The 25,116-nt window shown below is 30.4% G+C and carries 26 protein-coding genes; 2 read left to right on the top strand and 24 right to left on the bottom strand.

Going from position 1 to position 25,116, the window contains the following annotated elements; all coding sequences use genetic code 11:
* Positions 1–15 precede the first annotated feature (15 nt).
* The 10 genes from ACJBCC_RS13565 to ACJBCC_RS13520 form a co-directional block, all read right to left on the bottom strand.
* A complete protein-coding gene (locus ACJBCC_RS13565) occupies positions 16–1,239 on the bottom strand; it encodes a serine hydrolase domain-containing protein (protein ID WP_407557480.1) in 1,224 nt (407 codons plus the stop codon).
* A complete protein-coding gene (locus ACJBCC_RS13560) occupies positions 1,175–2,035 on the bottom strand; it encodes an SDR family oxidoreductase (RefSeq protein WP_407557479.1) in 861 nt (286 codons plus the stop codon). The genes ACJBCC_RS13565 and ACJBCC_RS13560 overlap by 65 nt, the downstream gene beginning before the upstream one ends.
* Positions 2,036–2,041: 6 nt before the next feature.
* A complete protein-coding gene (locus ACJBCC_RS13555; RefSeq protein ID WP_407557478.1) occupies positions 2,042–2,683 on the bottom strand; it encodes a hypothetical protein in 642 nt (213 codons plus the stop codon).
* Positions 2,684–2,803: 120 nt separating this feature from the next.
* Positions 2,804–3,931: a serine hydrolase domain-containing protein gene (locus ACJBCC_RS13550; RefSeq protein ID WP_407557477.1), complete on the bottom strand. Its 1,128-nt coding sequence runs from the start codon at positions 3,929–3,931 to the stop codon at positions 2,804–2,806.
* Positions 3,932–4,065: 134 nt separating this feature from the next.
* On the bottom strand, positions 4,066–4,734 hold the full coding sequence (locus ACJBCC_RS13545; protein WP_407557476.1) for a hypothetical protein: 669 nt from the start codon (positions 4,732–4,734) through the stop codon (positions 4,066–4,068).
* Between the two features lie 4 nt (positions 4,735–4,738).
* Positions 4,739–5,260, bottom strand: a complete 522-nt coding sequence (locus tag ACJBCC_RS13540; protein ID WP_407557475.1) for an RNA polymerase sigma factor — start codon at positions 5,258–5,260, stop codon at positions 4,739–4,741.
* A 135-nt stretch (positions 5,261–5,395) separates the two neighbouring features.
* Complete coding sequence (locus tag ACJBCC_RS13535) at positions 5,396–7,141, bottom strand: tetratricopeptide repeat protein (RefSeq protein ID WP_407557474.1); 1,746 nt, start codon at positions 7,139–7,141, stop codon at positions 5,396–5,398.
* Between the two features lie 335 nt (positions 7,142–7,476).
* On the bottom strand, positions 7,477–8,040 hold the full coding sequence (locus tag ACJBCC_RS13530; RefSeq protein ID WP_299099962.1) for a hypothetical protein: 564 nt from the start codon (positions 8,038–8,040) through the stop codon (positions 7,477–7,479).
* 70 nt (positions 8,041–8,110) lie between these two features.
* Positions 8,111–8,680 (bottom strand): hypothetical protein, encoded by a 570-nt coding sequence (locus ACJBCC_RS13525; RefSeq protein WP_407557473.1) that lies wholly within the window; start codon positions 8,678–8,680, stop codon positions 8,111–8,113.
* Between the two features lie 33 nt (positions 8,681–8,713).
* Positions 8,714–9,322, bottom strand: coding sequence for a hypothetical protein (locus tag ACJBCC_RS13520; RefSeq protein ID WP_407557472.1), 609 nt, complete (start codon positions 9,320–9,322; stop codon positions 8,714–8,716).
* Between the two features lie 307 nt (positions 9,323–9,629).
* Between ACJBCC_RS13520 and ACJBCC_RS13515 the strand changes: the two genes are divergently transcribed.
* Positions 9,630–9,923, top strand: a complete 294-nt coding sequence (locus ACJBCC_RS13515) for a hypothetical protein (RefSeq protein WP_407557471.1) — start codon at positions 9,630–9,632, stop codon at positions 9,921–9,923.
* Between the two features lie 58 nt (positions 9,924–9,981).
* On the opposite strand, the gene ACJBCC_RS13510 is transcribed toward ACJBCC_RS13515, so the two are convergent.
* The 10 genes from ACJBCC_RS13510 to ACJBCC_RS13465 all read right to left on the bottom strand — a co-directional run bounded on the left by ACJBCC_RS13510 (position 9,982) and on the right by ACJBCC_RS13465 (position 20,898).
* Positions 9,982–10,875 carry an alpha/beta fold hydrolase gene (locus ACJBCC_RS13510; RefSeq protein WP_407557470.1) on the bottom strand — a complete coding sequence of 298 codons (894 nt, stop codon included), beginning with the start codon at positions 10,873–10,875 and terminating at the stop codon, positions 9,982–9,984.
* 47 nt (positions 10,876–10,922) lie between these two features.
* Positions 10,923–11,648, bottom strand: a complete 726-nt coding sequence (locus tag ACJBCC_RS13505) for an NAD(P)-dependent oxidoreductase (RefSeq protein WP_407557469.1) — start codon at positions 11,646–11,648, stop codon at positions 10,923–10,925.
* Positions 11,649–11,711: 63 nt separating this feature from the next.
* Entirely contained in the window at positions 11,712–12,566 is an 855-nt protein-coding gene (locus ACJBCC_RS13500) for a CPBP family intramembrane glutamic endopeptidase (RefSeq protein WP_299099950.1), read from the bottom strand.
* A 70-nt stretch (positions 12,567–12,636) separates the two neighbouring features.
* Positions 12,637–13,689 carry a serine hydrolase gene (locus ACJBCC_RS13495; RefSeq protein WP_299099949.1) on the bottom strand — a complete coding sequence of 351 codons (1,053 nt, stop codon included), beginning with the start codon at positions 13,687–13,689 and terminating at the stop codon, positions 12,637–12,639.
* A 257-nt stretch (positions 13,690–13,946) separates the two neighbouring features.
* Positions 13,947–14,831, bottom strand: a complete 885-nt coding sequence (locus tag ACJBCC_RS13490; protein WP_299099947.1) for a carbohydrate kinase family protein — start codon at positions 14,829–14,831, stop codon at positions 13,947–13,949.
* Complete coding sequence (locus ACJBCC_RS13485) at positions 14,832–16,328, bottom strand: mannitol dehydrogenase family protein (protein ID WP_407557468.1); 1,497 nt, start codon at positions 16,326–16,328, stop codon at positions 14,832–14,834.
* A 24-nt stretch (positions 16,329–16,352) separates the two neighbouring features.
* A complete protein-coding gene (locus tag ACJBCC_RS13480) occupies positions 16,353–17,321 on the bottom strand; it encodes an ABC transporter permease (RefSeq protein WP_299099943.1) in 969 nt (322 codons plus the stop codon).
* A gap of 23 nt (positions 17,322–17,344) precedes the next feature.
* Positions 17,345–18,859, bottom strand: a complete 1,515-nt coding sequence (locus ACJBCC_RS13475; protein ID WP_299099941.1) for a sugar ABC transporter ATP-binding protein — start codon at positions 18,857–18,859, stop codon at positions 17,345–17,347.
* A 17-nt stretch (positions 18,860–18,876) separates the two neighbouring features.
* A complete protein-coding gene (locus tag ACJBCC_RS13470) occupies positions 18,877–19,941 on the bottom strand; it encodes a substrate-binding domain-containing protein (RefSeq protein ID WP_299099939.1) in 1,065 nt (354 codons plus the stop codon).
* 51 nt (positions 19,942–19,992) lie between these two features.
* Positions 19,993–20,898, bottom strand: a complete 906-nt coding sequence (locus ACJBCC_RS13465) for a hypothetical protein (protein WP_407557467.1) — start codon at positions 20,896–20,898, stop codon at positions 19,993–19,995.
* 259 nt (positions 20,899–21,157) lie between these two features.
* On the opposite strand from ACJBCC_RS13465, the gene ACJBCC_RS13460 reads away from it, so the two are divergent.
* Positions 21,158–21,889 carry an NrtR DNA-binding winged helix domain-containing protein gene (locus ACJBCC_RS13460; RefSeq protein WP_299099935.1) on the top strand — a complete coding sequence of 244 codons (732 nt, stop codon included), beginning with the start codon at positions 21,158–21,160 and terminating at the stop codon, positions 21,887–21,889.
* On the opposite strand, the gene ACJBCC_RS13455 is transcribed toward ACJBCC_RS13460, so the two are convergent.
* The 4 genes from ACJBCC_RS13455 to ACJBCC_RS13440 all read right to left on the bottom strand — a co-directional run bounded on the left by ACJBCC_RS13455 (position 21,879) and on the right by ACJBCC_RS13440 (position 24,967).
* On the bottom strand, positions 21,879–22,148 hold the full coding sequence (locus tag ACJBCC_RS13455; RefSeq protein WP_407557466.1) for a hypothetical protein: 270 nt from the start codon (positions 22,146–22,148) through the stop codon (positions 21,879–21,881). The genes ACJBCC_RS13460 and ACJBCC_RS13455 overlap by 11 nt on opposite strands.
* A 346-nt stretch (positions 22,149–22,494) precedes the next feature.
* Positions 22,495–22,680, bottom strand: coding sequence for a hypothetical protein (locus ACJBCC_RS13450; protein WP_407557465.1), 186 nt, complete (start codon positions 22,678–22,680; stop codon positions 22,495–22,497).
* A gap of 162 nt (positions 22,681–22,842) precedes the next feature.
* Positions 22,843–24,492, bottom strand: a complete 1,650-nt coding sequence (locus ACJBCC_RS13445) for a triple tyrosine motif-containing protein (protein ID WP_407557464.1) — start codon at positions 24,490–24,492, stop codon at positions 22,843–22,845.
* Positions 24,464–24,967 carry a two-component regulator propeller domain-containing protein gene (locus tag ACJBCC_RS13440; RefSeq protein ID WP_407557463.1) on the bottom strand — a complete coding sequence of 168 codons (504 nt, stop codon included), beginning with the start codon at positions 24,965–24,967 and terminating at the stop codon, positions 24,464–24,466. The genes ACJBCC_RS13445 and ACJBCC_RS13440 overlap by 29 nt, the downstream gene beginning before the upstream one ends.
* Between the last annotated feature and the right edge of the window lie 149 nt (positions 24,968–25,116).

Below are 25,116 nucleotides of genomic sequence, written 5' to 3'. Positions count from 1 at the left end.
CTACAAAGCTCTTTCTTATTGTTTATTGGCAAAAAGAGTGCTCAATTCACTGATAAACCCATAAGTATTAAAATCTGGATTCGCCTGACTTATACTATAAGAAAGAACTAATTTTGATGCAGGACAATAACCAATAAAGGTGTTATAAAATCCAAAATGGCCATAGTAGATATTTCCATTTAAATTAAACTCATAAACACCAAGTCCATAACGGCTTTCGTTGTCCTTTGTGCTTTTAACATCAATCATTTTGGCTAAAGATTCTTTATTGATAAGTTTATAATTAAATAATGCTTTTATAAATAGCACCAAATCAGAATTTGTAGATACAAGCCCTCCTCCTGCCCAATCGAATGAGGTATTAAGTTTAGAAAAATTAATAGCACCAAAATATTGATGAATCTTATCTAATTTGGCTATTGGATTTTCATAATACTCAAAAAATGTATGTTTCATTTCTAAGGGTTGCAATATTCTATTTCGTATAGATTGCGCTAGTTTACTAGTATCTAATTGCTCTATAATTAAGCCTAATAAGAGATAATTAATATCAGAATAATGCCAACCTTGACCAGGTATAAACTTTGGTTCTTTATTTAAATTGAACTGATAGTAAAGTTCAATTATAGATTCTGGAGTATAATTTTTATCTGGATTTTGAAAAAGCAGTTCAAAAAATTCATCTTCACGATCCGTAAAAATATCTGCTAAACCAGAACGATGTGCTAATAATTGCTCTATAGTAATCTCTTGTGCATGTTTTATACCATTTAAAATATGCAGATTATTAAAATCGAGGTAATCAATAGCATCTAAGTAATTGCTAATGGTGTCATTTATGCTAAGCTTACCTTCTTCTTCAAGCTGAAGAATAATAGTAGACACAAAAAGTTTGGTACTGCTCGCAATTTTAAAAGCGCTAAGTTTTGTAACCGCATGGCCTAATTTTGAGGCTGTACCAAAACCTTCGTTGTAAATGACGCCACTATTCTCATTTTCTAAATAAAGCAAAATACTATGAACAGGAGCTTCTGAGTGCGGATTAATGTTACTAATAATTCTTTGACTAATAGAATCGTTTTGACCTATGATTATATTTGAAAAAAACAATAGACAGATCACTAGTATTTTCGCTTTTAGAATCTTATAATTTACTAACATAACCTCATTATAATTATTTGTTTTCCCTAAAAAAGTGATACAACCGTTTACTCCCAAATCTTGGTGCAATATTATCATCAGCCATAAGCGTTAAAAAGAACTCAATTGGTCCATAAGTTTTAGATGATGTAAATGTACGCAAACTCCAAATTGCAAATGTTCTCAACCCATCTGGTAGATGAATGATTTTTATTGGTTTCTCAAGCGCATCTAAGGCCATCTCACCTATTTCATTTAAGGTTAAAATATCTGGACCACCAACAACAATTTCATTATTTGCTGTGTTAATAGCTTGTAAACACACAATTGCCAAATCCTCACCATGAATGGGATTAAATTTTTGCTCGCCATTTCCAAATAGATATATTTTTCCGCGTTTGGCCATATCCAAAAAATCTTTCATATCTGAGAAGAATCCATTAGGACGAATTACTGTAAATTCTAAACCAGAATTTTTTAAAACATCTACAAATTTTTCTTTGGCTTCAAATATTTTGAGATGTCTGTACTTATTACCGTTTATAGCAGATACATAAATAAATTTCTTTACGCCTGCCCTTTTGGCTTCGTTTAGTAAATTAACATTAGCTTGGTAATCTACATCCATATACGTTAATCCTTCTTTTTGTCTTGTAATACCAACGGTAGAAATAACTGTAGTTACACCTTCACAAATACCTTTTATAGATTCTGTTTTAGTGACTTCTGCTTCTATTATTTTTACGGCGTTGCTATTAAATTGTTGCAATTTTTTAGATGACCTTGTAATAAGTTTAGCGTTAAAGTTGCTTTCTACTAATGCCTTAGCAATGTAGCCGCCTAAGTAACCTGTTGCACCTGCCAATAATACGGTTTGTGAATTGTATTTTTTCATTTTACATTAAAATTTGAATCCTATATACAAATTCGGTTCAAACAGAAAGTAAGATTTCCATTGATTATCTATCGCTTTAAATTCTGCTGGTGTATTGGTATCGAAAATCCAGTTTTGACAATGAATTTGAGGCTCTATAAAGAATCGTTTCTTTTTGCCAAATGAAAAATGATACCCAACATGGTAAGACGTGTAGAGTTTGAAACCGTTCGCTATCTTTTTGTCTTTTTCATCTAAATAAGTTTTGAGTTGTGGCAAAACTTCTACGGACGCAAATAAGCCTTTCCAAAGCATACGTTGATACGTAAATCCTACACCTGTTTCTCTAAGATGACCAGGATAAAACTCAGTTTTAGAATCTATTTTATCTAAAAGACCGTCCCACCATTGTATTCCCATTGGTTGGAATAATCTCCAAGTTGCAAATTTTAAACCTATTATATTCTTGGCATCTAATTCGCGTTTAAAATGAAGCTCAATGTGTTCTGTATTGGTTCTTTCACCTCCTTTGCCAATGTTTCCTAGTATTATTGCAGGAAAACTCACTCTATATTTATAATCTGCGTTATCGTTAATGGTATTTTCTTCGTTCTGTGCAAATCCATTTAAAGTACACAGCATTAAACCTATGATTAAAAGTTTTTTCATTTTTAGTGTTAATTTGATTGATTGTTTTAACTACGTATTTACTTAAGGCTGAACTGGTAAAGCGACTGATTTAATGCTTCTGCTTTAACAGCACAGCCTTTAATTGAACTATACACGTGCTTAATTAAACTCGTTTGTTAATAGTTGCTCTATAATTGTACTTCGTTGTGAACCAGAATCATCTTGCTTGTTACTTAACAACACAATGGTTGCGTTATATTCTGGCACAAAACCTATCATGCTCCAATACCCATTTATATCGCCTCCATGCCAATACATAGTTGTATCACCTTCTTGAGTTGTAAACCAACCTAAACCAAAATCAACAAATCCGCTTGGCACATTCTGAGCAAATATTTCGGCTTTTTCAGAATCTGTAAACCAATCTGCTTTTACGGCATCTGTCCAAATTTCCATATTATTTGGTGTGCTACTAAAGTCGCCTACACCAAATGCAATAGTCATAGGATATGTACTATTCACATTACCATTTTTATAACCTTCTGCATGGTTATTTGTATTAATACTATTGTTACCCTTGTAAGTATTTGTCATTCCTAAAGGCGTAAAAATATTTTGCTGAATGTAATCGTGGTAAGACATTTGAGATAATTCTTGTACTAGCAAAGCCGCAATAAGAAAGTTTGAATTGCTATACTGTTTACCTGAACCTGGTGTGAAATTGAGACCATTTTCTGAGATCATTAAGGTTATAACTTCATATATATCTTCTTCATCTAAAGTTGCACCTTGCTCATAAGCATCTTCAACTACAAATTGATAATCTGGAATACCAGATTGATGTGATAATAATTGTGCAATTGTAATTTGATTGCCGTTTGGAAACTCTGGATCAAATTCATCTAATGTTTGATTAAAACTATTAATTAGTCCATCGCGTTTAAGTTGCACAATAGCTGCTGCAGTTAATGTTTTTGTAACAGAACCAATGCGGTAAGCAAGATTATAATCTTGAGGTTTTGCACTGCTTTGGTTTGCTAATCCAAAACCTTGACGCACTAAATCATTTCCGTTTTTAGTGATAATAGCATACCCTTGAAAACCAATATCCGTTAATACATTTTCTGCGCTTGTATAACTATTGTTTTGCGTGTTGTTGTCATCATCTGTTGCGCAAGATGTTGCTAAGGTTAATACAGATAGAAATACAACGATCTTTAATTGGTTTAATGTTTTACTCATACTATTTTTAGTAAAGTTTGAGACTAATTGATTTGATAAATTCATTTGTGTTCGTTTTTACTTGATTGATAATTATTTGATGATGCAAATTTGGAATTTAAGAGTACTCCAATCGTTCTAGATTATAATTTCAAACGTTCGGAATTATTTCTTTTAATTATTTTGAATATGATGTGTGTTTAGTGCGATGGTTCAGTTTGAAATTCTTCAATAGCATTGAGGTATTGCAACGCATCATTAACTTGACTTCCGCTACCTTTTAATAACCAATTCAACCATTTTGAATTGATATTTTTTGGATGTAATGCCTTTAATAGCATTAATGAAACTACTTCTAGTAAAACTGTGGTTATACTAAAAGATATAATCATATTAAAGTTGAGTAAAGTCATAACGTCCAGGTTAAATAATACTTTGAAAAAGAAAATACCAACAAACGGACCAAATGGTAATAACCAAGCCACAATTCTGAAATTTTGAACTACTGATATTTTAAGTTTTACTAACTTTTTTTGAATATTGACTACTGCTTTAGAATAGTCAATAGAAAAAATGAGTTTGAGCTGTTTTATAGAAGACCAAACTAACCAGAATGAGAAAAATGCAACTACAACTCCAGAGAATGTAAAATACCAATGTTGAGCGTATGAAATCGCAAAATACATAGCATAGAATCCCAGTATGGTATAAAACACTAATGAGCTAATTGGCAAAAACAGTAAGTTTTTTATGGACGTTTTTGCTTTTTCTAGTTTTATTTCTTTTAAAAGTTTTAAGTTTAAAATTCTGTTCTCTTGTAATAGAGATTCACTTTTTTTCCAAAGGTTTATGATTTCGATGTGTTCCATGATTTTATTGTTTAAATTTTTTCTTTAATTGATTTTTAATCCTACTAATTTTGGTGCCAACGTTACTAATTGAAATCCCTAAGGTTTCAGAAATTTCTTTATGACTATTACCATCTAAATACATTATTACAATGGCTTTATTTAATGGGTCAAACTCTTGTATAAACTGTCTTAATTGTTTGATTTTTTCATCTGTATTATTCGTTTGCTCCTCTTGGATTGACACCATTTTTGAAGGCATAGCAACTAAATGTTTCTGTCTAGTTTTTAGTTTTCGGTAATATGAAATTGATAAATTAAATGCCACTCTATACAACCATGTTGTAACTTTCACATTATGATCAAATGTTTTATAACTCTTTATTACCTGAAAAATAATATCTTGAATTAAATCTTCCTGCTCATTGATATCTGAGCAATAGCTATTCACAACCTTGTAAATAAGGTTTTTGTTTTGTTCTATAATATCTGATATGTCAATCTCTGTCGATGAGCCTTTCATTGCTATTTTAGCTTCTTTATCCATTAATCGTTACATGCTGAATAAAATCACACATTTCACGAAAAAACTTTTTCAAACTTAGAAGTTAAGACAGCATCAATCGTTCTGATATATAATTCAGAACCTAAATACGGCAGAAAATAAATTGGTATTGAACAGTTATTTTTTATTGGATTTCACCCATTGACTTGGCGTAATGCCTTCTGTTCTTTTGAAGTAAGTATTAAATACACTTTTAGAATTAAACCCACTATCATAAGCCAATCCTAAAATTGTGATGTGATTGAATTTTGGGTTTAAAGCAATGGTTTTAAAATGTTTTAATCTGAATTGATTTATATAATCGTTGAAGTTCTTATTAAATTCAGCATTAAGCAACCAAGACAGTTTATTAGGATGCAACTTGATACTATTACCGAGTTCTTTTAATGAAAGATTAGAATTCAAATAAGGTTCATTATCCTTTATATAGTTTGCTATAACGACCTTGTAATTCTCAATTTCGGAATGCGTAAGAGGTTTTGGCGATTCATTTTCTACTTTATTTGAGGCTTTATTATTTGAAGTAGAGCATCCTGAAGACATAATTTGTTTTTCAATAAACCGGAAACGTTCATACTTTCTTAAAGGATCTAAAAATGGATCTAATTGAAAATTGATAAGTTGCCCAATTTTCAATTTCATTTTGTCTTCAAATATTTGTAATGCTTTTTCTATTTTACCAGCATGTATGAGGTAATAAAAATGCCAAGGATAAATGCTTTTAAAACTCGTTTCGATATCAATAAGATCCTCATTTATCACATTGTTAGAGGCTTCTTTATTAATAAGGTTAAATAGAATTTCACAAACTTTAGGGCTTATAAGTTGTGGCATCGTAGCGATATAATCTTTGAACTTAGAAGTATCATTTAAAAACATGAAACACGCCAATTTTGTTTCAATTGCTAAAGTAAAATTAGGATCAATTCTTAAGCATTCTTCTAAGTGATTTACGGCCTCAATATAATCTCGATTTAGAAAATAGATATTCCCTTTTGTAAAATGATGATTAGGAGATAATGGACTAATTTCTATGGCCTTATTAATATTTGATAGGGCTTCATCTAATTGATTGGTGGCCATGTAAATTTCCGCAATACCTTCGTAAGCTATAGCATAACTCGGATTTTTAACTAAGGTCGTTTTTAAAAGTTTTATGCCTTTGGTATAATTCCACTCGTTCCAAAAACTTAATGAAGATTCAGAAAAATAACCTAAATAAGATTTTGAATTAATCTTTAAACCTTGATTTAAATAGTGATTAGCGCTCTCCTCTCCTATCTTTTTATCAATACATCCCCAACTTGATAAAATACCATAAGATCGACTTAATGCAAAGTAGGCATCATAGAAATTATGATCTATTTCTATACTTTTTTTGTAGTAATTAATGGCTTCAATATAGTCTTCTAAAATCCAATTTAATTGATAGGCTCTCCCTTTTAAATACAGCTTATAAGCATCAATACTTTTAGTGCCAACAACAGAGATTCGTTTTGAAATATCCAGATGACCAAAATTTTCTCTTATTTGGTCTGCAATGATTAAACTAATTTCATCTTGAAGCTCAAATACATCATCTAATTTTCTATCAAAATTTTGAGACCAAACCTGAAAACCATCATTTGTGCGTATCAATTGAATATTGATACGTATTCTTTTATTGAAAATCCTTATACTTCCTTCTAGAACTGTCGCTACACCTAATTTGTTGCCAATGTGTCTAACATCTAAATTATTGTTCTTAAATACAAAAGAAGAGGTTCTTGCTATAACTTTTAAACCCTTTACCTTGGTAAGTGCATTAATTATTTCTTCTGTAATTCCATCACAAAAATAATCGTTATCAATATCATTACTCATATTGACAAAAGGTAATACAGCTATAGATTTTTGGTTAATCAACGTATAGTTTACTTAAAGCAATGTAAAAGTATGAAAACATAATAGAATCAAAAAAAAATCCTATTAAGTCATTATATTGCAAACTATTCCACATATTTTCTTCCATTCCATTACCCATCCTTAAAAAGAGTGTTCCAATAACTGAGAGAAAAAGTTTATAGATTAAATTTTTATAGAATAAGATTACTAATATGCGCTTTTAACCCAAATAGAGTATGCGAGATTCATGAACTCAATAGTAAAAAATAGAAACCCCGAAAATAAAGCCTATATAGTCATCCATGACGCTTTTTTCATTTAATTTTTTTGTTTAATACTTTAATTCCAAGTGCTATTAATATTACTATCAATGCAATAAAAAATATACTTGTTGAAATGCTTTTTATAACCGAAAATATATTGGTTGCATAAACTGTAGCCTCTTTCAATTCAGGATAATTTTTAAGCATTGTAATAATTCCGAAATTCTCCAAATAGTCTGCAATCCCGGCAATTATGGGTAATAGACAGAGAAAGCTATAAGGGGAATTGAATTTGTTCAGTTTTTTTAAGAAATATCCCAAAAGCAAACAGTAAGAGAGTCCGAATAGTAGAGGATAAATCATATCCACAGGTATTTGGTTAGTTAGATAAGTCAAACGTCCATTTTCTCCAAGCAAACTGAATAATTCACTTACATAATTTAAATCATAACCTATAGGCATCATATCCAGTAATTTCATTCCGTTAGAGAATTCCATTGTTTTAGGAATTGTAACAGTGAGCATAAAGATGTAAACAACATTTGTCAAGATAAAAAGTCCTAAAACTTTTTTTCCTGAACTATTCTTTTCAATAAAATTGGTTAATCGTTTCATTTTTTTCAAATAAGTGCTAGCAATAGAATACACGGTAATAGATTAATGTTTAGTATTTTCTTTTTTTAAGTTAAAATCTATACCCTATACGTAAGTGCATATTTAATTCCATCTCACTCTTGTCCTTTGAATAACCAGCTCGTTTAGCAAATGTGTGACTAAATCCTGCTCCAAGACCTGCTTCATAATTAAAATGTTTGCCTAAATTTCGTCTAATTCCCCAAGTTGGTATAATGGAAAAATCACTCACAACAGGAGCATTGTCTTTATTGAATAAGACAAACCAATCTGGATGGTAGCCCATTTTTAAAGCAATAAAATTGCCACTATTACCATCAATTCTTTTTGATTTTTCTGAGCGTTTTTTGAGGTTGTAATAGAACCTTGGTTCCACAACTATAACAGGTGTTAATAGAAATGGAGCATCATAATCATCGTAAAAAGTAGTTTCCCAAATACCAAAATCAAAACCAAGTTCTGTTCTTAATGCTATGGTATTTGAAAGTCTTGCTTCATTATATGCCCAGATTCCTAATACTCCAGTTTGTAATCCAAATATTGATTTTTCTACACTTGTGTTTTGTGATTTCGCGATAAAAGTTAGTCCGCACAAAATCAACGTAAATATTGTTTTTTTCATAATAAAAATTTAAGTGAATTTGTTAATTCTAACCTAGAGCCAGCTAAACCCTAATCCGATATTAAAAGTAACGGCATCTCTATGCGCATCGCCATCTAATTTTGCACGACCAAGCACTAAATTTGATTGTAAATTAAGTGCGAAATTTTTCTTTTTGTAAATTTCATAACCTGTACTTGCCATTACTGCGCATCCAAAATTCCAATCATCATTGACATCGTCTTTTATATCATACAATGCTGGTGCATCAATAGCTAGGCCAATTCCACCATGAATCCACCAACGGTCTTTTACCCAATATTGTACAGAAGGTATAAAACTACCAAAGTGTCTGTCGTTATCCTGAAATTCGTAAATCGCTCCTGGCATTGCGGCAGTAATAGCCAGTTTGTCATTTAACATGTATCCCAATTTTAAATCTGGAAAAATAAATGAACCTTGAGATTTATCAAAAGTTTGGATGCCTTCACAATCTTCTACACTGATAACACCTCCTCCTACTACGAATTCTATAATAAATCCTTCTCTTACTGTAGTGCTTTCTAATTTTGATTCTGTGTTTTGTGCATATGTTATACTCGATAATAATACAAAGGCTACACAAGCCATTCTTAACATAATTTGTTTTTTAATTGTTTTCATAATTGTTCGTTTTTAAATTGATTTTGATTAATTAATTATTGATTAATGATTTTTCAAATTTCTCAAGATTAATTGATGATTTTGAAGTTTAATGTCTGAACTGTTGATTTAAAATGATGAATTGTTAACGATGTATAAACACTCTATTTTTATTGCAAAAAGGATGACATCAACCAAACTTTCATTATGAAAAGAGAGGTTATTAAACGCGCGTCGCATTTATCAAAAGCATCAATATTTTAAGGTTTAACGTCAATATACGCGGTAGTTAAATTCTAAATTTGAATTCATCTCAAAACAAAATATTATGAAAAATGAAAAAAATAAAGAATCTTATAATTCTGAAATCACTAAAGAAGACGAAAACATACTTGGCGATAAGTCTGGAAATCTAAGACAAGATAATGGTGACGATGAAATTCTTAAAAAACGAGAAATTGAACCAGATTTTGCCGCTAAAGATTTAGATATACCTAGTAGTAGAGCATCGAGACCTTTAACAAATGCTAAGCTTTCTGATGAAGAAAACCGCCATCATAGTTTAGGTAGTTCTCATAATGAGAATTTAGAATTAAATATTGATAATTCTCAAGGTTCATAATTTGCATTCAACTTTAAAATTATTACCTTATTTTAAATAATTTGTTCAAAAGCTGACATTATCTCGTAAAGCTTTTGAACTCATTATTTATAGATGTTTCTGCTGCGTTTATTATAGTTTCTTCTATTATTTTAAAATCCGTTTTATTAGGCACATGCTTAGAGCCTTTTAATAAAATAACTTCTTCTAATGATGGAAATAATCGTTTAGCTCTTTTTATCATTTTTTTACCTGGAAAAATAATATCATTTTCAGCCGCAAAGATTGTAATTGGTGTATCAATGTCCTTTGCACTATTTTTAGTTATAATTGGTAATGATGAGAAATCCATATTGCAATATTGAAACGTTCTCGATAAGAAGTTAAGAGCAAAATCATCATACTCTGAAAAAAGTGCATTCATCACTTTAGTAATCTGTTCTTTATCATTCGTTTTAATAAACTTTTTTAATGGAATAAATAGTTTCCATATGTTTACAAATGGGTTTCCATTTACAATATAAACAGGAGCAATAAGAAATACTTCTTTTATAGGAATTTGACTAAACTCAAGGGCTTTTAGACTAATAAGTCCGCCAAATGAAAACCCAACTAAAGTAACATTTTTAAGACCTAATTTAATAATTACTTCTAATAGCCAATGACCATAGTCTAAGGATTTTATGTCTAAGCGATGCTCATCACTTTTATTTGGTTGAGCCAAAACATCTACAGCAAATACACGATAATGTTTAGAAAGATCCGAAAAGGATTCTAAAATTAATGGCGCACAACCACCTGTACCATGAATAAGTACTAATGGTGGCAACTGAGCATTCCCAGTTATGATAACATTAGTTTTTCCAAATTGTGTATCTATACATTCTTCCGTATAAATAATGTTGAGTTCTTGTAATTTTTGATTATAAAGTTCGAGGATCTCTGTTTTTCCTTCTTCTGATTTAAAAAACATGATTGATTTAATTTGTTGATTGATGAATTCTGATTGATTGATAATACCTAATGTGATACACTATAAATGACAGGCATCTGACCTTTCCATTTTGCCCATAAGCTATCATCTGTAATTAAACTAGCCATAAAATGACCTACATTAATTCGACTTACTTTTCCGGCATTAAAAATGGCACTTCGTGTTGGCGACTTGTAAACCTCATATTCAGAGACTTCGTCTTCGTTAATTAATCCGTCTGGCCGCACTGCTGTCCACTCTATTGCAGTATTATTTTGCCCAATTTCAGTTCTTAAATAATCTGCTGCTGCTTCATTATCTACATGAGGTGGTAATAATATACGAAGCAACCCAATGACACATTTTTGTGCAAATGAAATAGGTTCATTGAGATCTCTATTTCTATTTCCCGTAGTGTTCATTAGAACAAACTTTATTGGCGTTTGTGGATTGTTTGCTTTTATGGCGTTGCATAACCGTTTTGTAGCATCTGTAACCAATTTTCTTGGTTGTCCGTAAATTCCTTTCCACGTTAGATTATGTCCAAGGCAAGATGCCACTGCATTACAACCCCTTACAATATTGCACATTTCGCTATCACTTAAATCTAAAACACTTGCAGAAATTATTTGAATATGAGCATCGTTTTGCCATGATTTTGGTAATTTTTCTGGTGACCTAACGATGACTTTAACTTTATGTTTTTGAAGACGTAATTGTTCTACTAATTTTTGTCCTGTGGCACCACTTGCGCCTACTACTAAAACTGTCATACTGATTTTGATTGATTCATTGATTGATTGATTGATTGATTGATTGATGATCTATTTTTATTTCTATAAATTCTCTTTTACTGCCTTTCTCCAAAAGTATAACCCAAAAACAAAGGTTACTATGGCGAACATAATTCCGTTTTCGCCAAGCCAATGTTCAGTTCCTTCTACTTTTATGGTTAGCGAAGGCATTATTTTTTGGATATAGACATTACTTACGGCGTGAAAAATTACGGCAGGCCACAGGCTTTTAGATTTAAAAGTGTAGTAAGTCATAACAAATGACATAGAAATGATTACAATAAAGAATGTTATGAATTCTAATAACACATTACTACTATAGTAAACCAACAGTGGCCAATGCCACGCAGCCCATATAATTCCACTAAAAATAGAAACACCAGTAAAGGACAGTACTTTTCTTAATTCATATATAAAAAATCCTCTCCATCCTATTTCTTCTCCTAAAGTTGTTGCCGAAGCTCTTATCACTTCAACAGTGCCTAATAAAATAATAGCGATGATTGTTATTGCTGTTGGGCTTAAAGTTCCTATGCCAAACAAACCAAGCTCTTTTCCCCATTCTGTAATTACGTCTTCATTAGCTAAGCTTCCGAATCCAAAAATCCAGATTAATAAATATGTGATTACGCCATATACGGCAGGCACAAAATAGGACCATCGTATATATTTCCAATCTCCCCAATTCCAGTTTAAAGATGAAATTTTACGTCCTTTAATTTTTAAAGTAATAATTGCAGCTATTGCAGGACACCACATAATTGCTCCAACATAGATTCTTGATGGATATAAATTGACTATGGCATAATGAAAAGGTGAAGTTAATGCAATTACAAGCCCGAGAAATATAAAAATTGTTTTCCAGGTTTTATATTTACTTTCGATTGATTCTGTCATGATTGATTGATTTATTTATAAATCGAAGAGATACTTCTTAATTTGTTACAGCGTTGCACAAATAGTGCTTTTACTCCTTTGCCTTCCGTAAAATTTTCACAACACGACTATGTGTTATTTCTAATAAATTCCATTGGTAACCTTCAAAATCCGTTGTATTCATAAATTGAATAACTACAGCATCAATATCTTTATGGTATTCTGCCATACATTGATAACCAGCTGCCAATCCACCATGATTAAATTCATAAAGTGATGCGTAAATTTTCACTTCTTCCTCATTAAGTAAGCTACCATCATTTAAAGCTCTTAAGAATATCCCAACATCTTCTGCTGTGGCTATCATACCTTGGTCTTCTGTTTTAAAATCGTCATCTAAACCAACATAATACCCACTCATCACGTTATCCAAATTTTTCACTTCACTAATTGAACCAAACGTATTATTGAGACCAAGAGGTGTAAAAATTCTCTTTTTAAAATAGTCTTGTCGGTTAAGACCTGTTACATTTTCAATTATTCTAGAAAGCAATAAATAATTGGTATTAGAATAGCCGTATTCTTGGTCTGGTTCAAAGTTTTCTGGTAGATCTAGCGCATATTTAAGCACGTCTATATTGGTGTTAGGTTGGTTTTCCCAATACTCTGGATTATCAGTAAAATTAGGAATGCCGCTTCGGTGCTGAACCATCATCCTCACTGTAATTTTATCTGAATTCTCTATTCTATCTTTAAGCTCAGGAAAATAATATGCTACAGTTTCATCCAAAGAAATTTGGTCCTCGTTAACTAATTGACTAATGGACACAGCAACGTACAACTTACTAATACTCGCAATTTTGAATAAGGCATCAGGTCTGGCAGGTATTTTCTCTTTTGTATTATGATATCCTGCGGTATAAAATGCTGGTGGTTTTCCGGCTTCATCTACATATACAATAACACCATCGAACCCATAACTCAATGATTGCTCTACTTGCGCTTGAACTGTCTCTGGTAAAGGTAGAATCCATGCTTTTAATAATATCCAAGGGACAAACCATAAGGAAATAAAGGTACTAAGAAGTAACAATACTCTAAATACTTGCTTGCCTTTGCTAGTTTTCCTTTTTATATTTTCCATAATTCTAACTAAAAAAATATTAATATTAGTCAAAAATATGTTAACTGTAAATGAAAGTGTATTATATAATTCTGAACTGTACGATAAGTATGATGAATTGTTATTATTATTATTATTTACGTTGGATTAATTTTAAAGTAAAAAATTATTAATTTTATAATATAGTTTTTATCATCATTCTATTTTACTTCCTTTATATTTTAATTAAGAAATAGCTAATTTGTATAATAAATAGAAGATAGTTAATTATTAAAAATTCAGTTTTGATTAACAAATTTATTGATAATTTCTAAATTTAATTTGGGGTTAGCCCCTTCACTTCCTGCTACTAATGCACCAACAGCGCAAGCAATGTTAATCGCTTCTTGAGGATTCTTACTGTTTATTAAATAATCAACTAAAGTTGCTAAGAAAGAGTCTCCCGCACCTACTGTATCTATAACTTCAATTTGGTAACCACTGTTATAGTAAAATTTTTCGTTATAATAAAGAATAGCCCCATGTTTACCTTTGGTAACACAAATAGATTGTGTATTTGTAATCGAGGCTATGTATTTTATATTTTGTTCTAAAGAATGCGTTTTTGAATTTAAAGCTTTGCCAATTTCAAAAATTTCGTCATCATTAAATTTAATAAAATCTGCTTCATTCATTAAATATTTTAATAAATCAATAGTGTAATAAGGTTCTCTTAAATTTATATCGAATATTTTATATTTAGCTATTTTTAATAACTGATATAATGTGTTTCTAGATGTATCATCTCTTGCAACCAAACTACCATAAATAAAGGCATCTGCATTTTTTACGCTATGTTTTGCACTTTCTGTTAATTGAATATTATCCCACGCTCTCGGAAATTTTATGTCGTAAGAAGCCGAACCTTTTTGGTTCAGTATAACTTTTACATTTCCTGTTTTTAACTTCTCATTAACCTGTAAATTATCGGTATTTATACCTTGATCTAATAAAAACGTATTTATTTTATCCCCTCTTTTATCTTTACCAATACAACTAATTATTTCAACATTGTTACCTAGTGATTGTAACCGTATGGCAACATTTAATGGAGCTCCTCCAATTTTTTTATGCTTTGGAAATACATCCCAGAGCACTTCTCCATAACAAACCAAGTCTTTCATTTATATTTCGTTTAATATAGTACTGTTAATATCTATTATACTTTTTTGTATGCCATACGCTGAAATATTTTTGTAAGCATTTGTATATGTGCTGACAAAAATCGGATCGTTTTTTAGATTTGAAAAAATGGTTTCTAATTCTAAAAACTCTTCAGGTTTTTCTTTTGCTAATATTGCTTTTTCATTTAATGACTCTTTCATAACATCAATAATGTTCAATTCTTTTCCATATTGATTTTTACCTAAACTATATTTTGCCCATGCAGCAATCAAAAAAGCTGCATGCTTAATACTTCCTTTATATTTTAATTGGGATTTTATAGTTGGTATAATAAATATTGGGATTTTAGCAGAACTTTGGGAACAAATTCTATCAATCTGATCTTTTATGTATTCATTTCCAAAACGCTGCACTAATGAATGTTTGTAGTTTTTAAGATTAATACCATTTAAATTGTCTAAGGTGGGAGTCACTTCGTTACCCATATAAATTCTTAGAAAATTACTAATTGATGCATTACTAACGGACTCATCAATAGTAGTATACCCCATTAAAGCTCCCAAAATCCCTAAAATTGAATGACCAGCATTAAGTAAACTTAACTTCATTTTTTCATAAGGCTCTACATTTTTAACAAATTGCGCTTCTACATTTTCCCATTGTGGTCTACCAGCAATAAAATTATCTTCGATAACCCATTGCTTAAATGGTTCGCAAACAACTGGCCATTCATCTTCAATACCAGTATCTTCTTTTAGTTTGGATATATCTAATGGCGAAGTTACAGGTGTTATCCTGTCTACCATACTGTTTGGAAAAGAGACATTGTTTTTAACCCAAGTCAGAATTTCTGGGGCAGCAACCTCAATATAACTTAAAACCATTTTTTTAGTAATGTGACCATTTCCTTGAATATTATCACAAGATTGAATAGTTACACCACTTCTATCTGTTTCTTTCCTTAATTTTAAGGCTTGAGTTAAAAATCCAAAAATTGTTTTTGGAGCTTTTGGATTATCAAGATCGTGTATAATATTTGGGTTTTTAAACTCAAATTCTCCTGTCGATTCATTATAATTATAACCGCCTTCTGTAATAGTTAGAGTAATTATTTTTACATCTGGATGCGCCATTTTTTCAATAACAACCATTGGGTTTTCTGGAGCATATAAATACTCTACGATAGAACCTATTACACGTCTAGTTAATGAACCGTCTAGTTCTTTTAGTATTAAAGTATATAATCCATCTTGGTCTTTAAGCGTATTATATATTTTTTGATCAAAGTCTAATAAAGCTACACCGCAAATTCCCCAATCAGTAACAGAATTATCGTGTAATAATTGATCTGTGTAAAGTGCCTGATGTGCTCTATGAAAGCCACCAACACCAACATGAACTATCCCTGTTTTTACTTTAGATCTATCATACTTAGGGATAGAAACGATCTCGCTAAATTGAGATATATTTTGATTGTTTAATTTAAAATTTTTCATTGAGAATTCTTGAATAATTAAAAGTTATTTATTGTCAAAACGTTGCAATAACACTGCAAAAATTATAATTGCCCCTTTTACAACTTGTTGCGGATAAGATGGTACATTTAATAAATTAAGTATATTTCCTATGAGACCTAAAATTAAAACACCCATTAAAGTATTTATAGCAGATCCTTTACCTCCATTTAGACTAGCACCACCAATAACAACAGCAGCTATAGCATCTAATTCCCATGCCATACCCATATTTGGGGATCCTAAATTTGTTCTAGAAGCAACAATAATTGCTGCAATTGCAGCTAATGAGCCAGAAATAGCATAAACTAAAAATTTATATTTATTTACTTTGATACCAGATAATCGTGAAGCTTCTTCGTTACTTCCCATCGCTATAATGAGTCGTCCGAAGACATTAAATCTTAACATCACAGCGGCAAAAGCTACGATAATGAAAAATACAAGAGCAATATTTGGAATACCTAAAATAGAATTATTTGCAAAATTAGACATGAATTCTCCTCCAGGTGTCTTAAAAGTAATTGGTGAACCTTTTGAATAAATAAAACCTAAGCCACGAGCAACAGTCATAAGTGCTAATGTGGCTATAAATGGTGCCATTTTTTGAAAAGCAACGAGATAACCAGCAACACTGCCTAATGAAAATCCTATTATAATGGTAAGTACAATTGCAATAGGTAAGACAACTGTATTGACTAATATAGCAAATGTAACAGCTAACAATGCTACCATAGATCCTACGGATAAATCAATACCACCAGTTAAAATAACAATTAGCATACCTATACTAATTATTCCAATACCTGAAACTTGTTTTAATAAGTTAGATAAATTTACTGATGTAAAAAACACATCTGATATTACTGCTGAAAAAACAACCAGTAATATGAAAATAAATATTGTATTATATTTTATTAAAAACTTTAGTATGCCACCAGGACTACTAAATTGTTCTTTTATAGTTAAAGCCATAATTTCGTTTATTTAATGAATTATTATTTAATTGGTTCTCCAATAGAATAGCGCAAAATATTTTCTTCAGAGAATTTCTCTTTTGCTAATTCTCCATAAATAGTACCTTTATGCATTACAAGTATCCTGTCTGAAATCCCCATTATTTCTGGCATATCTGAAGAAATAACTATTACGCCAACCCCTTTCTTAGCGACTTCGTTAATTAGGTTGTAAATTTCTACTTTTGCACCAACATCTACACCACGAGTTGGTTCATCAATAAGAATTATCTTACTATCAATACTTAACCATTTTGCTAAGGCTACTTTTTGCTGATTTCCACCAGATAGATTTTTAACATCAACCTCGGAGTTTGGAGCCTTAATGTTTAACTTATCTATTAGACCTAAAACTTTTTTATACTCTTTATCTGTATTAATAAAGCCTAGTTTACCGGAAATAGATCTAAAGCTAGTAACACTTATATTTCTTCTTATAGATAACGGTAAAAAGACTCCTTCTTCTTTTCGGTCTTCTGAAACAAAACCAATCTCTTGAGCAACCGCATCTACAGGTGATTTAGTTTTTATTTCTTTACCATCTAACATTAAAATTCCAGACTTTTTCTTGTCTGCTCCAAAAATAAGTTTTGCTGTTTCTGTTCTCCCACTTCCCCCTAAACCAGCAATTCCAAGTACTTCCCCTGGTTTAACATTAAAAGAAACATTATGAACTAGGTTATCTCTTGCTGTTAAATTTTTAACTTCGAAAATAGGATTATTACCGATTTTCGCATCACGTTTAGGATATAAGTCAGTAAGCTCTCTACCAATCATTAATCTAATTACGCCATCAGTGTTTGTTTCTGCTGTTGACATACTTCCTGTATCAAGTCCATCTCTTAGAACGGTAACAGAGTCTGCAATTTTAAATATTTCTTCTAAATGATGAGAAATGTAAATAATTGAGATTCCTTTTTCTTTTAGTCTGAATAGGTTGTCGAATAATTTTTGAGTGTCAGTAGGGTCAAAAACAGTAGTTGGTTCATCTAAAATGAGAACTTTAGTGTCTTCTGATAATGCTTTTGCAATTTCTACGACTTGTTTTTGAACAATACTTAATTCTCGCACTTTTGCGGAAGCATCAATTTCAAAACCTAAAGAGTCGATTAGTTCTTGTGCATCTTTAATGAGTTGTTTCCAGTTCATCCAAAATTTACTTGCACCTAATTTGTGTAAATAAATATTTTCTGCAACTGATAAATCATTTACTAAAGATAGCTCTTGATATACTACGCTAATACCTAAAACCTGCCCGTCGTGGGTGTTTTTAGGATTAATTTCTTTTCCATTAAGCAATACTTTGCCACCGTCTTTTTGATGGACACCACTTAATATTTTTACCAATGTTGATTTGCCAGCTCCATTTTCGCCAAGTAAAGCATGGATTTCTCCGTGCTCTACTTTTAAATTTACATTTTCGAGTACTGAAACAACACCAAAACTCTTTGATATTCCGGTCATTTCAACTCGGTATTCACTTTCTGAATTATTCATATCAAATAAGTTTTATATTAAAATAATGCTTTTGGGTTGTAATACTTTGCTGCGTTTTCTTTAGTGATTAATAATGGTGGTGTAAATGAGGTTTTAGGAAAATCTCTTTTTCCATTCATATATTGAATAGCGTATTCAACAGCATTTTTGCCAATTTGAACTGGACTATTCATTGCTGTGCAACCGTAAAAATCTGTATCCATTATATATTTTATAGCTTCTTTTTGTCCATCAGCTCCTGCTACAATTAAAATATCATCAGTTTTTCCGGCTTGCTTAATTGCTTTAATAGCACCTAATACACAAACATCAGACTCTGTAATAACTACATTAATATCAGGATGGGCAACTAAAACATCTTCCATTGCTTTTAAACCACCAGCATACGACCACTCGGTATACATCTGCGTTCTTACATCTAAATTAATTTTTCCTTGTGTTCTTAGTTGTTCTTCTGTAATACCTTCTAATAAACCTTGCTTACGTGTTCTTCCTACAGGATTACCAGCATTACCACTTAATAAAGCTATATTCATTTTTTTATTTCCAAACTTTTTAGCAGCCCATTCTCCTGCTAAAGCTCCATTTGCGTGATTATTTGACTGAATAGTGGTTACAAAATCCGCAGATGGATCAATAGAACTATCGATAATAAATACAGGAATCCCAGCTGCTTTAGCTATTTTAGTTACACCTACTAATGCATCTGGATCTTTAGGATTTAATAATAAAGCATCTACGCCTTTGGTTATTAAATCCTCTACTGCAGCAATTTGTTTGTTTATATCATTTTGGCCATCAGCTGACAAAAATGTCATTCCATTTTTTTCTGTACTAGCTTTTATACTCTGTAATAAAGCTTGGTAATAAGGTGCATTTAATGAAGGTGTTGCATATCCTATTTTCTTTCCTTTTAAGTCTATAGTACTTTTTACAACTTCACTTGTGTCTTCAGCACTATTTACATTTTCGTCGGTTGTAGCTGTTTGTTCTACACAACCAGTTAAGTTTACCATCAATGCTAATACCATTATTGGTAATAACATACTTTTTAAAGCGGATTTAAAATTTAGTGTTTTCATAATTGTTGTCTTTATATTATTGTTTGTTTATTGTTGTTTGTTTATTGTTTTTTAAAATAAAGTAATATCTAATTGTAGTACTGTTTTTTGCTTTTCTGGATTCCACATAGCAGTAACTTCCACTGGTAGCTTATAACCAATAACATCTACGTCTTTAGCTAAAGCGAGACCTACATTAATAATATTCCCTTTATGTTGCGTGTAAAACGTATTATCTGTATGAAAAGACCAAGCTCCACCTACAAAACCACTCAATTTATAGCCTTCTTTTTCATAAAGAGTAGCTTTTACTTCAGCGTAGTTAGTCCAACTATCTTCTAAATTACCATTTGCATCGTATAATAAGGCTCCACTTGAATCTTTGGCAACATCTTGAGATTGACCAAAAAGTATGATACCATAATATACTGAGAATTTATTAAAATTATAGCCAAAATTTACATCAACAAAATTATAGCTAGTTGTCTTGTCGTATGCCCAATAATGAAGTTTTTCTCCTCGCTCTTCAACTCCTGTATAATTATTATGTGTTACTATCTCTGTAAAAAACTTATCCGTAAATCTATACACCGCATAAATTGAAAATTCCTTATAAGAATTGCCAGAAGTACCAAAACTACTTCCTCCCCAAAAACCAAAAGTAAACTTCTTATTTCTAGTATTATATTCTAAATTAGTTGCAAATATTGGACCCGATTGCACAACGAATCCATGCCAGGTATGCATGTTTTTTAAATGAGCTCCAAACTTAAATGGCTTATAATTTTCCATCATTGTAGAATCAGATTTGTCGTTTTCAAATTGTTCGATTTTTTCATCTTGAGCATCAGCAAATGTTATGCATAGGAGCATTATAAAACAAAATAAAATCGATTTAGTTGGGGATTTAGATTTAAGTTGAAAATTTACATTAATTAATGATAGATCATCACTACGCCTTTTAAAATTTGTTTCCATATTATATTAGTTTATTAGTTAGTTTTTATAAACGTCATAAGTACGCTTGTTTTTCAAATGTACTGTAAAAAAATAGTAATAACCAAATTATTTGTAATTTATTTGTGTTTATGATAATATATTGTTGTCAAATAATTAATATGTTAAGTTTTTATTGTATTTGATGTAATACACATTTAATGTACTTTTGACGTTTATTAATTATTGTTTTTTTTGAAGTAAACAAAACATTTAGTTATTTTTGTATTTAAATTAGTTTATGGAATTCGAAAAAATATTGAATATATCTGTGGATTGTGTTGTTTTTGGATATGATCTAAAAACTAAGTCTTTAAATGTTTTATTAATAAAACGTTATCTAGAATCTAAAAACGAAATCTTGGTAGATGATTATGTATTAACTGGATATCATGTTTATCAACATGAAACTTTAGATGAGACGGCAACTAGAGTTCTAAAAGAATTAACAGGTTTAACTAATCAATATAAAAAACAGTTTAAAGCATTTGGAAGTCCAGATCGATTAATGGGTGACAAAGATCTCGTTTGGATTAAAAATGAAGAATTTAATCTGAGAACAATTACAATAGCCTATTACTTTTTATTAAAAACAGAAGATGTAGATTTAAACAAAAACAAGTATAGAGCAAAGTGGTTTCCTATTAATGATTTACCAGAACTTGGTTTCGATCATAAAAATATTATTTTAGAAGCGTATGAAGATTTAAAGGTAAAATGTTTGTCTGAGCCAATTATTTTTAAATTACTTCCAGATAAATTTACTATCAATGAGGTTCAGGATTTATATCAATCTATTCTTGGTATAGATATTGATAACAGAAACTTTAGAAGAAAACTAATTAATAAAAAATACATAATTGCTTTAGATGAGAAACAAGTTGGTATATCTAAAAAACCTTCACAACTATATATGTTTAGTGTAGATATTTATGATAAAATGTTTCAGAAAAATTATTTAATTAGTATGTAATTAAAGTGTTTATGGCTAAAATTATTTTTAAAGTGCTTAGATCTTCAGTTACTGTAACACCAATAATATTGCCAATAGATTTTTTATAGGTTATAGTTAAATCCGTGTAATAAGCATCGCTCCCAAATTCATTTTTTATATCATTTTCTATATCCGAAAAACCGTCTGCAATTGCTGGTTGTTTTTCTGAGCCTCCTCCACATGCAATTAGAGAAGAGAAGCCTATTACAAGCACCATTTTGTAGGTTACTTTTTTCAATTGATTTCGTTTTAAATTGCGTTTAATTGATTGCATAAAATATTGTAGGTTTTAATTATATGGATCAAACTTATTTAATTGTTAACACCAAAACCGCTATAAACATTGTGTTTGTGACGGATACCCTATAAATTAGTGATGAAACTTTTATTTTAATTGATTAAAAGAATGTGTTTTACAACGGAAAAACATGACCGTTTAGCCTGAGCGCTAGAAGAAAGTATGTCTTCAGAAAAAAAATTGACTTAGAAGTGTATTTTATCTAATTGATCTAAAAAAGTTTCTCCAACCGGAATAGTTTGCTCCTTTATGGTTACTGAATTTTTAGATTTGCCAGTAACTTTATCTATTCTAATAATATAAGACTGTGGATACGCAAATATTCTAATGCGTATGGTGTTGTAGCTATAAAGTTTCCAATTTTACAACGTATGGTGTAGGTTTTAGAAACTGTAAAAATGTCTAAATAATTACCTGAAGATTTAATGTATAATATTGCGTTAGTTGGTATTTTAATATCCTCGCCATTCATTCTTATTTCTAAAAATTTATCATCGCCTTTTAATCTCTTTACAAGTAAACGAATAAATTCTCTTGTAATATCTTTATTATAAGACAGAACTCTTATTTTAAAGAAAAGATAGACTAAACCAACAAAGGCAATAAAACAAAAACTATAAAACCATGCAGATTTTCAAAATGGTGGTTTTATAATAAATTTATATTCTATTTGTTCTTCTGTAAAGCAAGTATTTCCAATACAAGCTTTAACCTGAAATGTGTATGTGCCATGACTTAGGTTAAGAAAACTTATAATTCGGCTTTTAGAAGTGTTCCAAGATTGGTCAACTTCTTTTAATCTATATTGATATTCTATATTACTATTATTGGCGAAAGAAATACCTTGAACTAAAAGCGTAATTTTGTTTTCTTTATAAGATAATTTAGGTGTATCCTCATTAAGATAATCTTTATCATTAACAGTAACTTTTTCTAATTTTAAATAACTAGAATTAATTTCTTTATAGTCCAAAGCGCGTTTTGGAAAATAACATAATCCATCCTTTGTACCAACCCATAAGGTGTCGTTTATAATTTCAACATCTTCTACTTCCTTACTTAATAAACCAGCATTTTTATCAATACTTGTAATATTAAAACCATACTCATTAAACGCTACTCGGTTTAAACCTTTATTTGTACATGCCCAAATAGTGGAATCATTGTCTACAAAAATTTCTTTAATTACATCACTTGTAAGACCTTCTTTTGTTGAGATGTTATATACGTCCTTTCCATAAACTACAATACCTTTTCCTTGCGTAGCGATATATACCAATTCTCCGTTTTTACTCAAATCAATGTCTTCTACTCTATAGTTTAATAATTCGGATTGATGAGATAAAGTCACTAAACTGTCTTTATGCTTCTTAAACAATCCAAAAGGTGTTCCTATTAAAGTATCTTTTTTATAAATACAGACATCTTGTACACGTTTGGGAAGTTTTATAAGTTCATTTTTTCTTAAATCTAATAAACCATTTGGGTTACTCGCATATATAGTTTGGTTAATTACGGGTTCTGATAATTTGGTTAAATAGAAATCATGCTGTGTTTCATGGTTAAACTCAAATAAATTATTTCTGGCTGTATATATTGTATTAAGAATGGAATCATATTCTACATAAGCAGCTGAAGGTGCATTAGATGTATTCGATTTTGTATAGGTTATCGTTTTATCAGAAGTAATTGTGGCTACCGTTCCATTTCTAAAACCAACGATGAGATCTTTATTTTTTCTTATTAAAGAATTTATATGAGACGAAGTGTTACCATTAGGAAATAAATTAATAGAAACTAATGGATTCTTAATATAGTAAACACCTGAATTTGAGGTTGTAAACCAATAACCACCTTCGTGATCAATTAAGAAATTAGTAACCGATTTACCTTTTAAAAATGCTTTGACAACCTCACCTTTGTCATTTAATATTTTACTACCACCAAATAAATAGCCAATAAAAAACTGTGTACTATCTATTACTTTTATGCCAAGTGCTTTGCTATTAGAGTTCCTTAATTTAATGTGTTTTTTATCACTAATAATTTCAATGGAATCTCCATCCATAAAAATGGCTTTTTTATTAGGTATGAGCCAAGAAGCATATAAGTGTGTTCCAATACCTCTTCTTTTGTAAAACCGATTAGATAAGACGTCCTTATCTGAAGACGTAAAATAAGATATAGATTCTTCAGAGTATTTATTTAGAACAACGTAGCGCTCTGGAAAAAAATCAAAACGAAAATAAGCATCACTAGTATGTTTTTTTGGTAACTTCTCCATCTTTGCTAATCAGTAACTCGCCATTTATATTTGTACCACCAATATGTATTGTATTAGTTTCATCAATAAAACAACTTTTTATAATACTCGAAGGACTAAATTCCTTTTGTAACCTGTTATTGTACTTATATGCAGTAAATCCATAAAAAGTTTCGTTAAAATAAAACAACGCTTGATTATGATAGGTATAGCACCAAATTTGACCATTTGTTTGTGGGTAAAAACGAAGTACTACATTGCCTGGTAGTCCATCGTTAATGTCAAAGTTTTTAAATTCATAACCATTATAAAGAGACAATCCTTTATCTGTAGCAAACCAAATATTTCCATCCTTACCTTGATAGACATCATAAATTTCAGAACTTGGCAAACCTTCATCAACGCCATAGTGTTTATAAATGGATTCCTGCGCATTACTAAAGAAAAATATAGTTAGTAATAAAACAACTAAAAATGAATGTTTATAGTTAATCAACACATAAGGTTTTTACAAAAATACTATTTTTAATAGCATACAAATATCTACAACAAAAACGTTTAAAATATTCATCACTATTATTGATGTGTTCGTCACAAACTCAATGAATTCAATTATTAAAGTGAAAATCCAAATTCAATTGAGAT

The organism is Winogradskyella sp. 4-2091 (assembly GCF_045765065.1).
Taxonomy (GTDB): Bacteria; Bacteroidota; Bacteroidia; order Flavobacteriales; family Flavobacteriaceae; genus Winogradskyella.
Note: the sequence above shows the minus strand (reverse complement) of the source record. Positions and strands in the feature narration are given on the sequence as shown.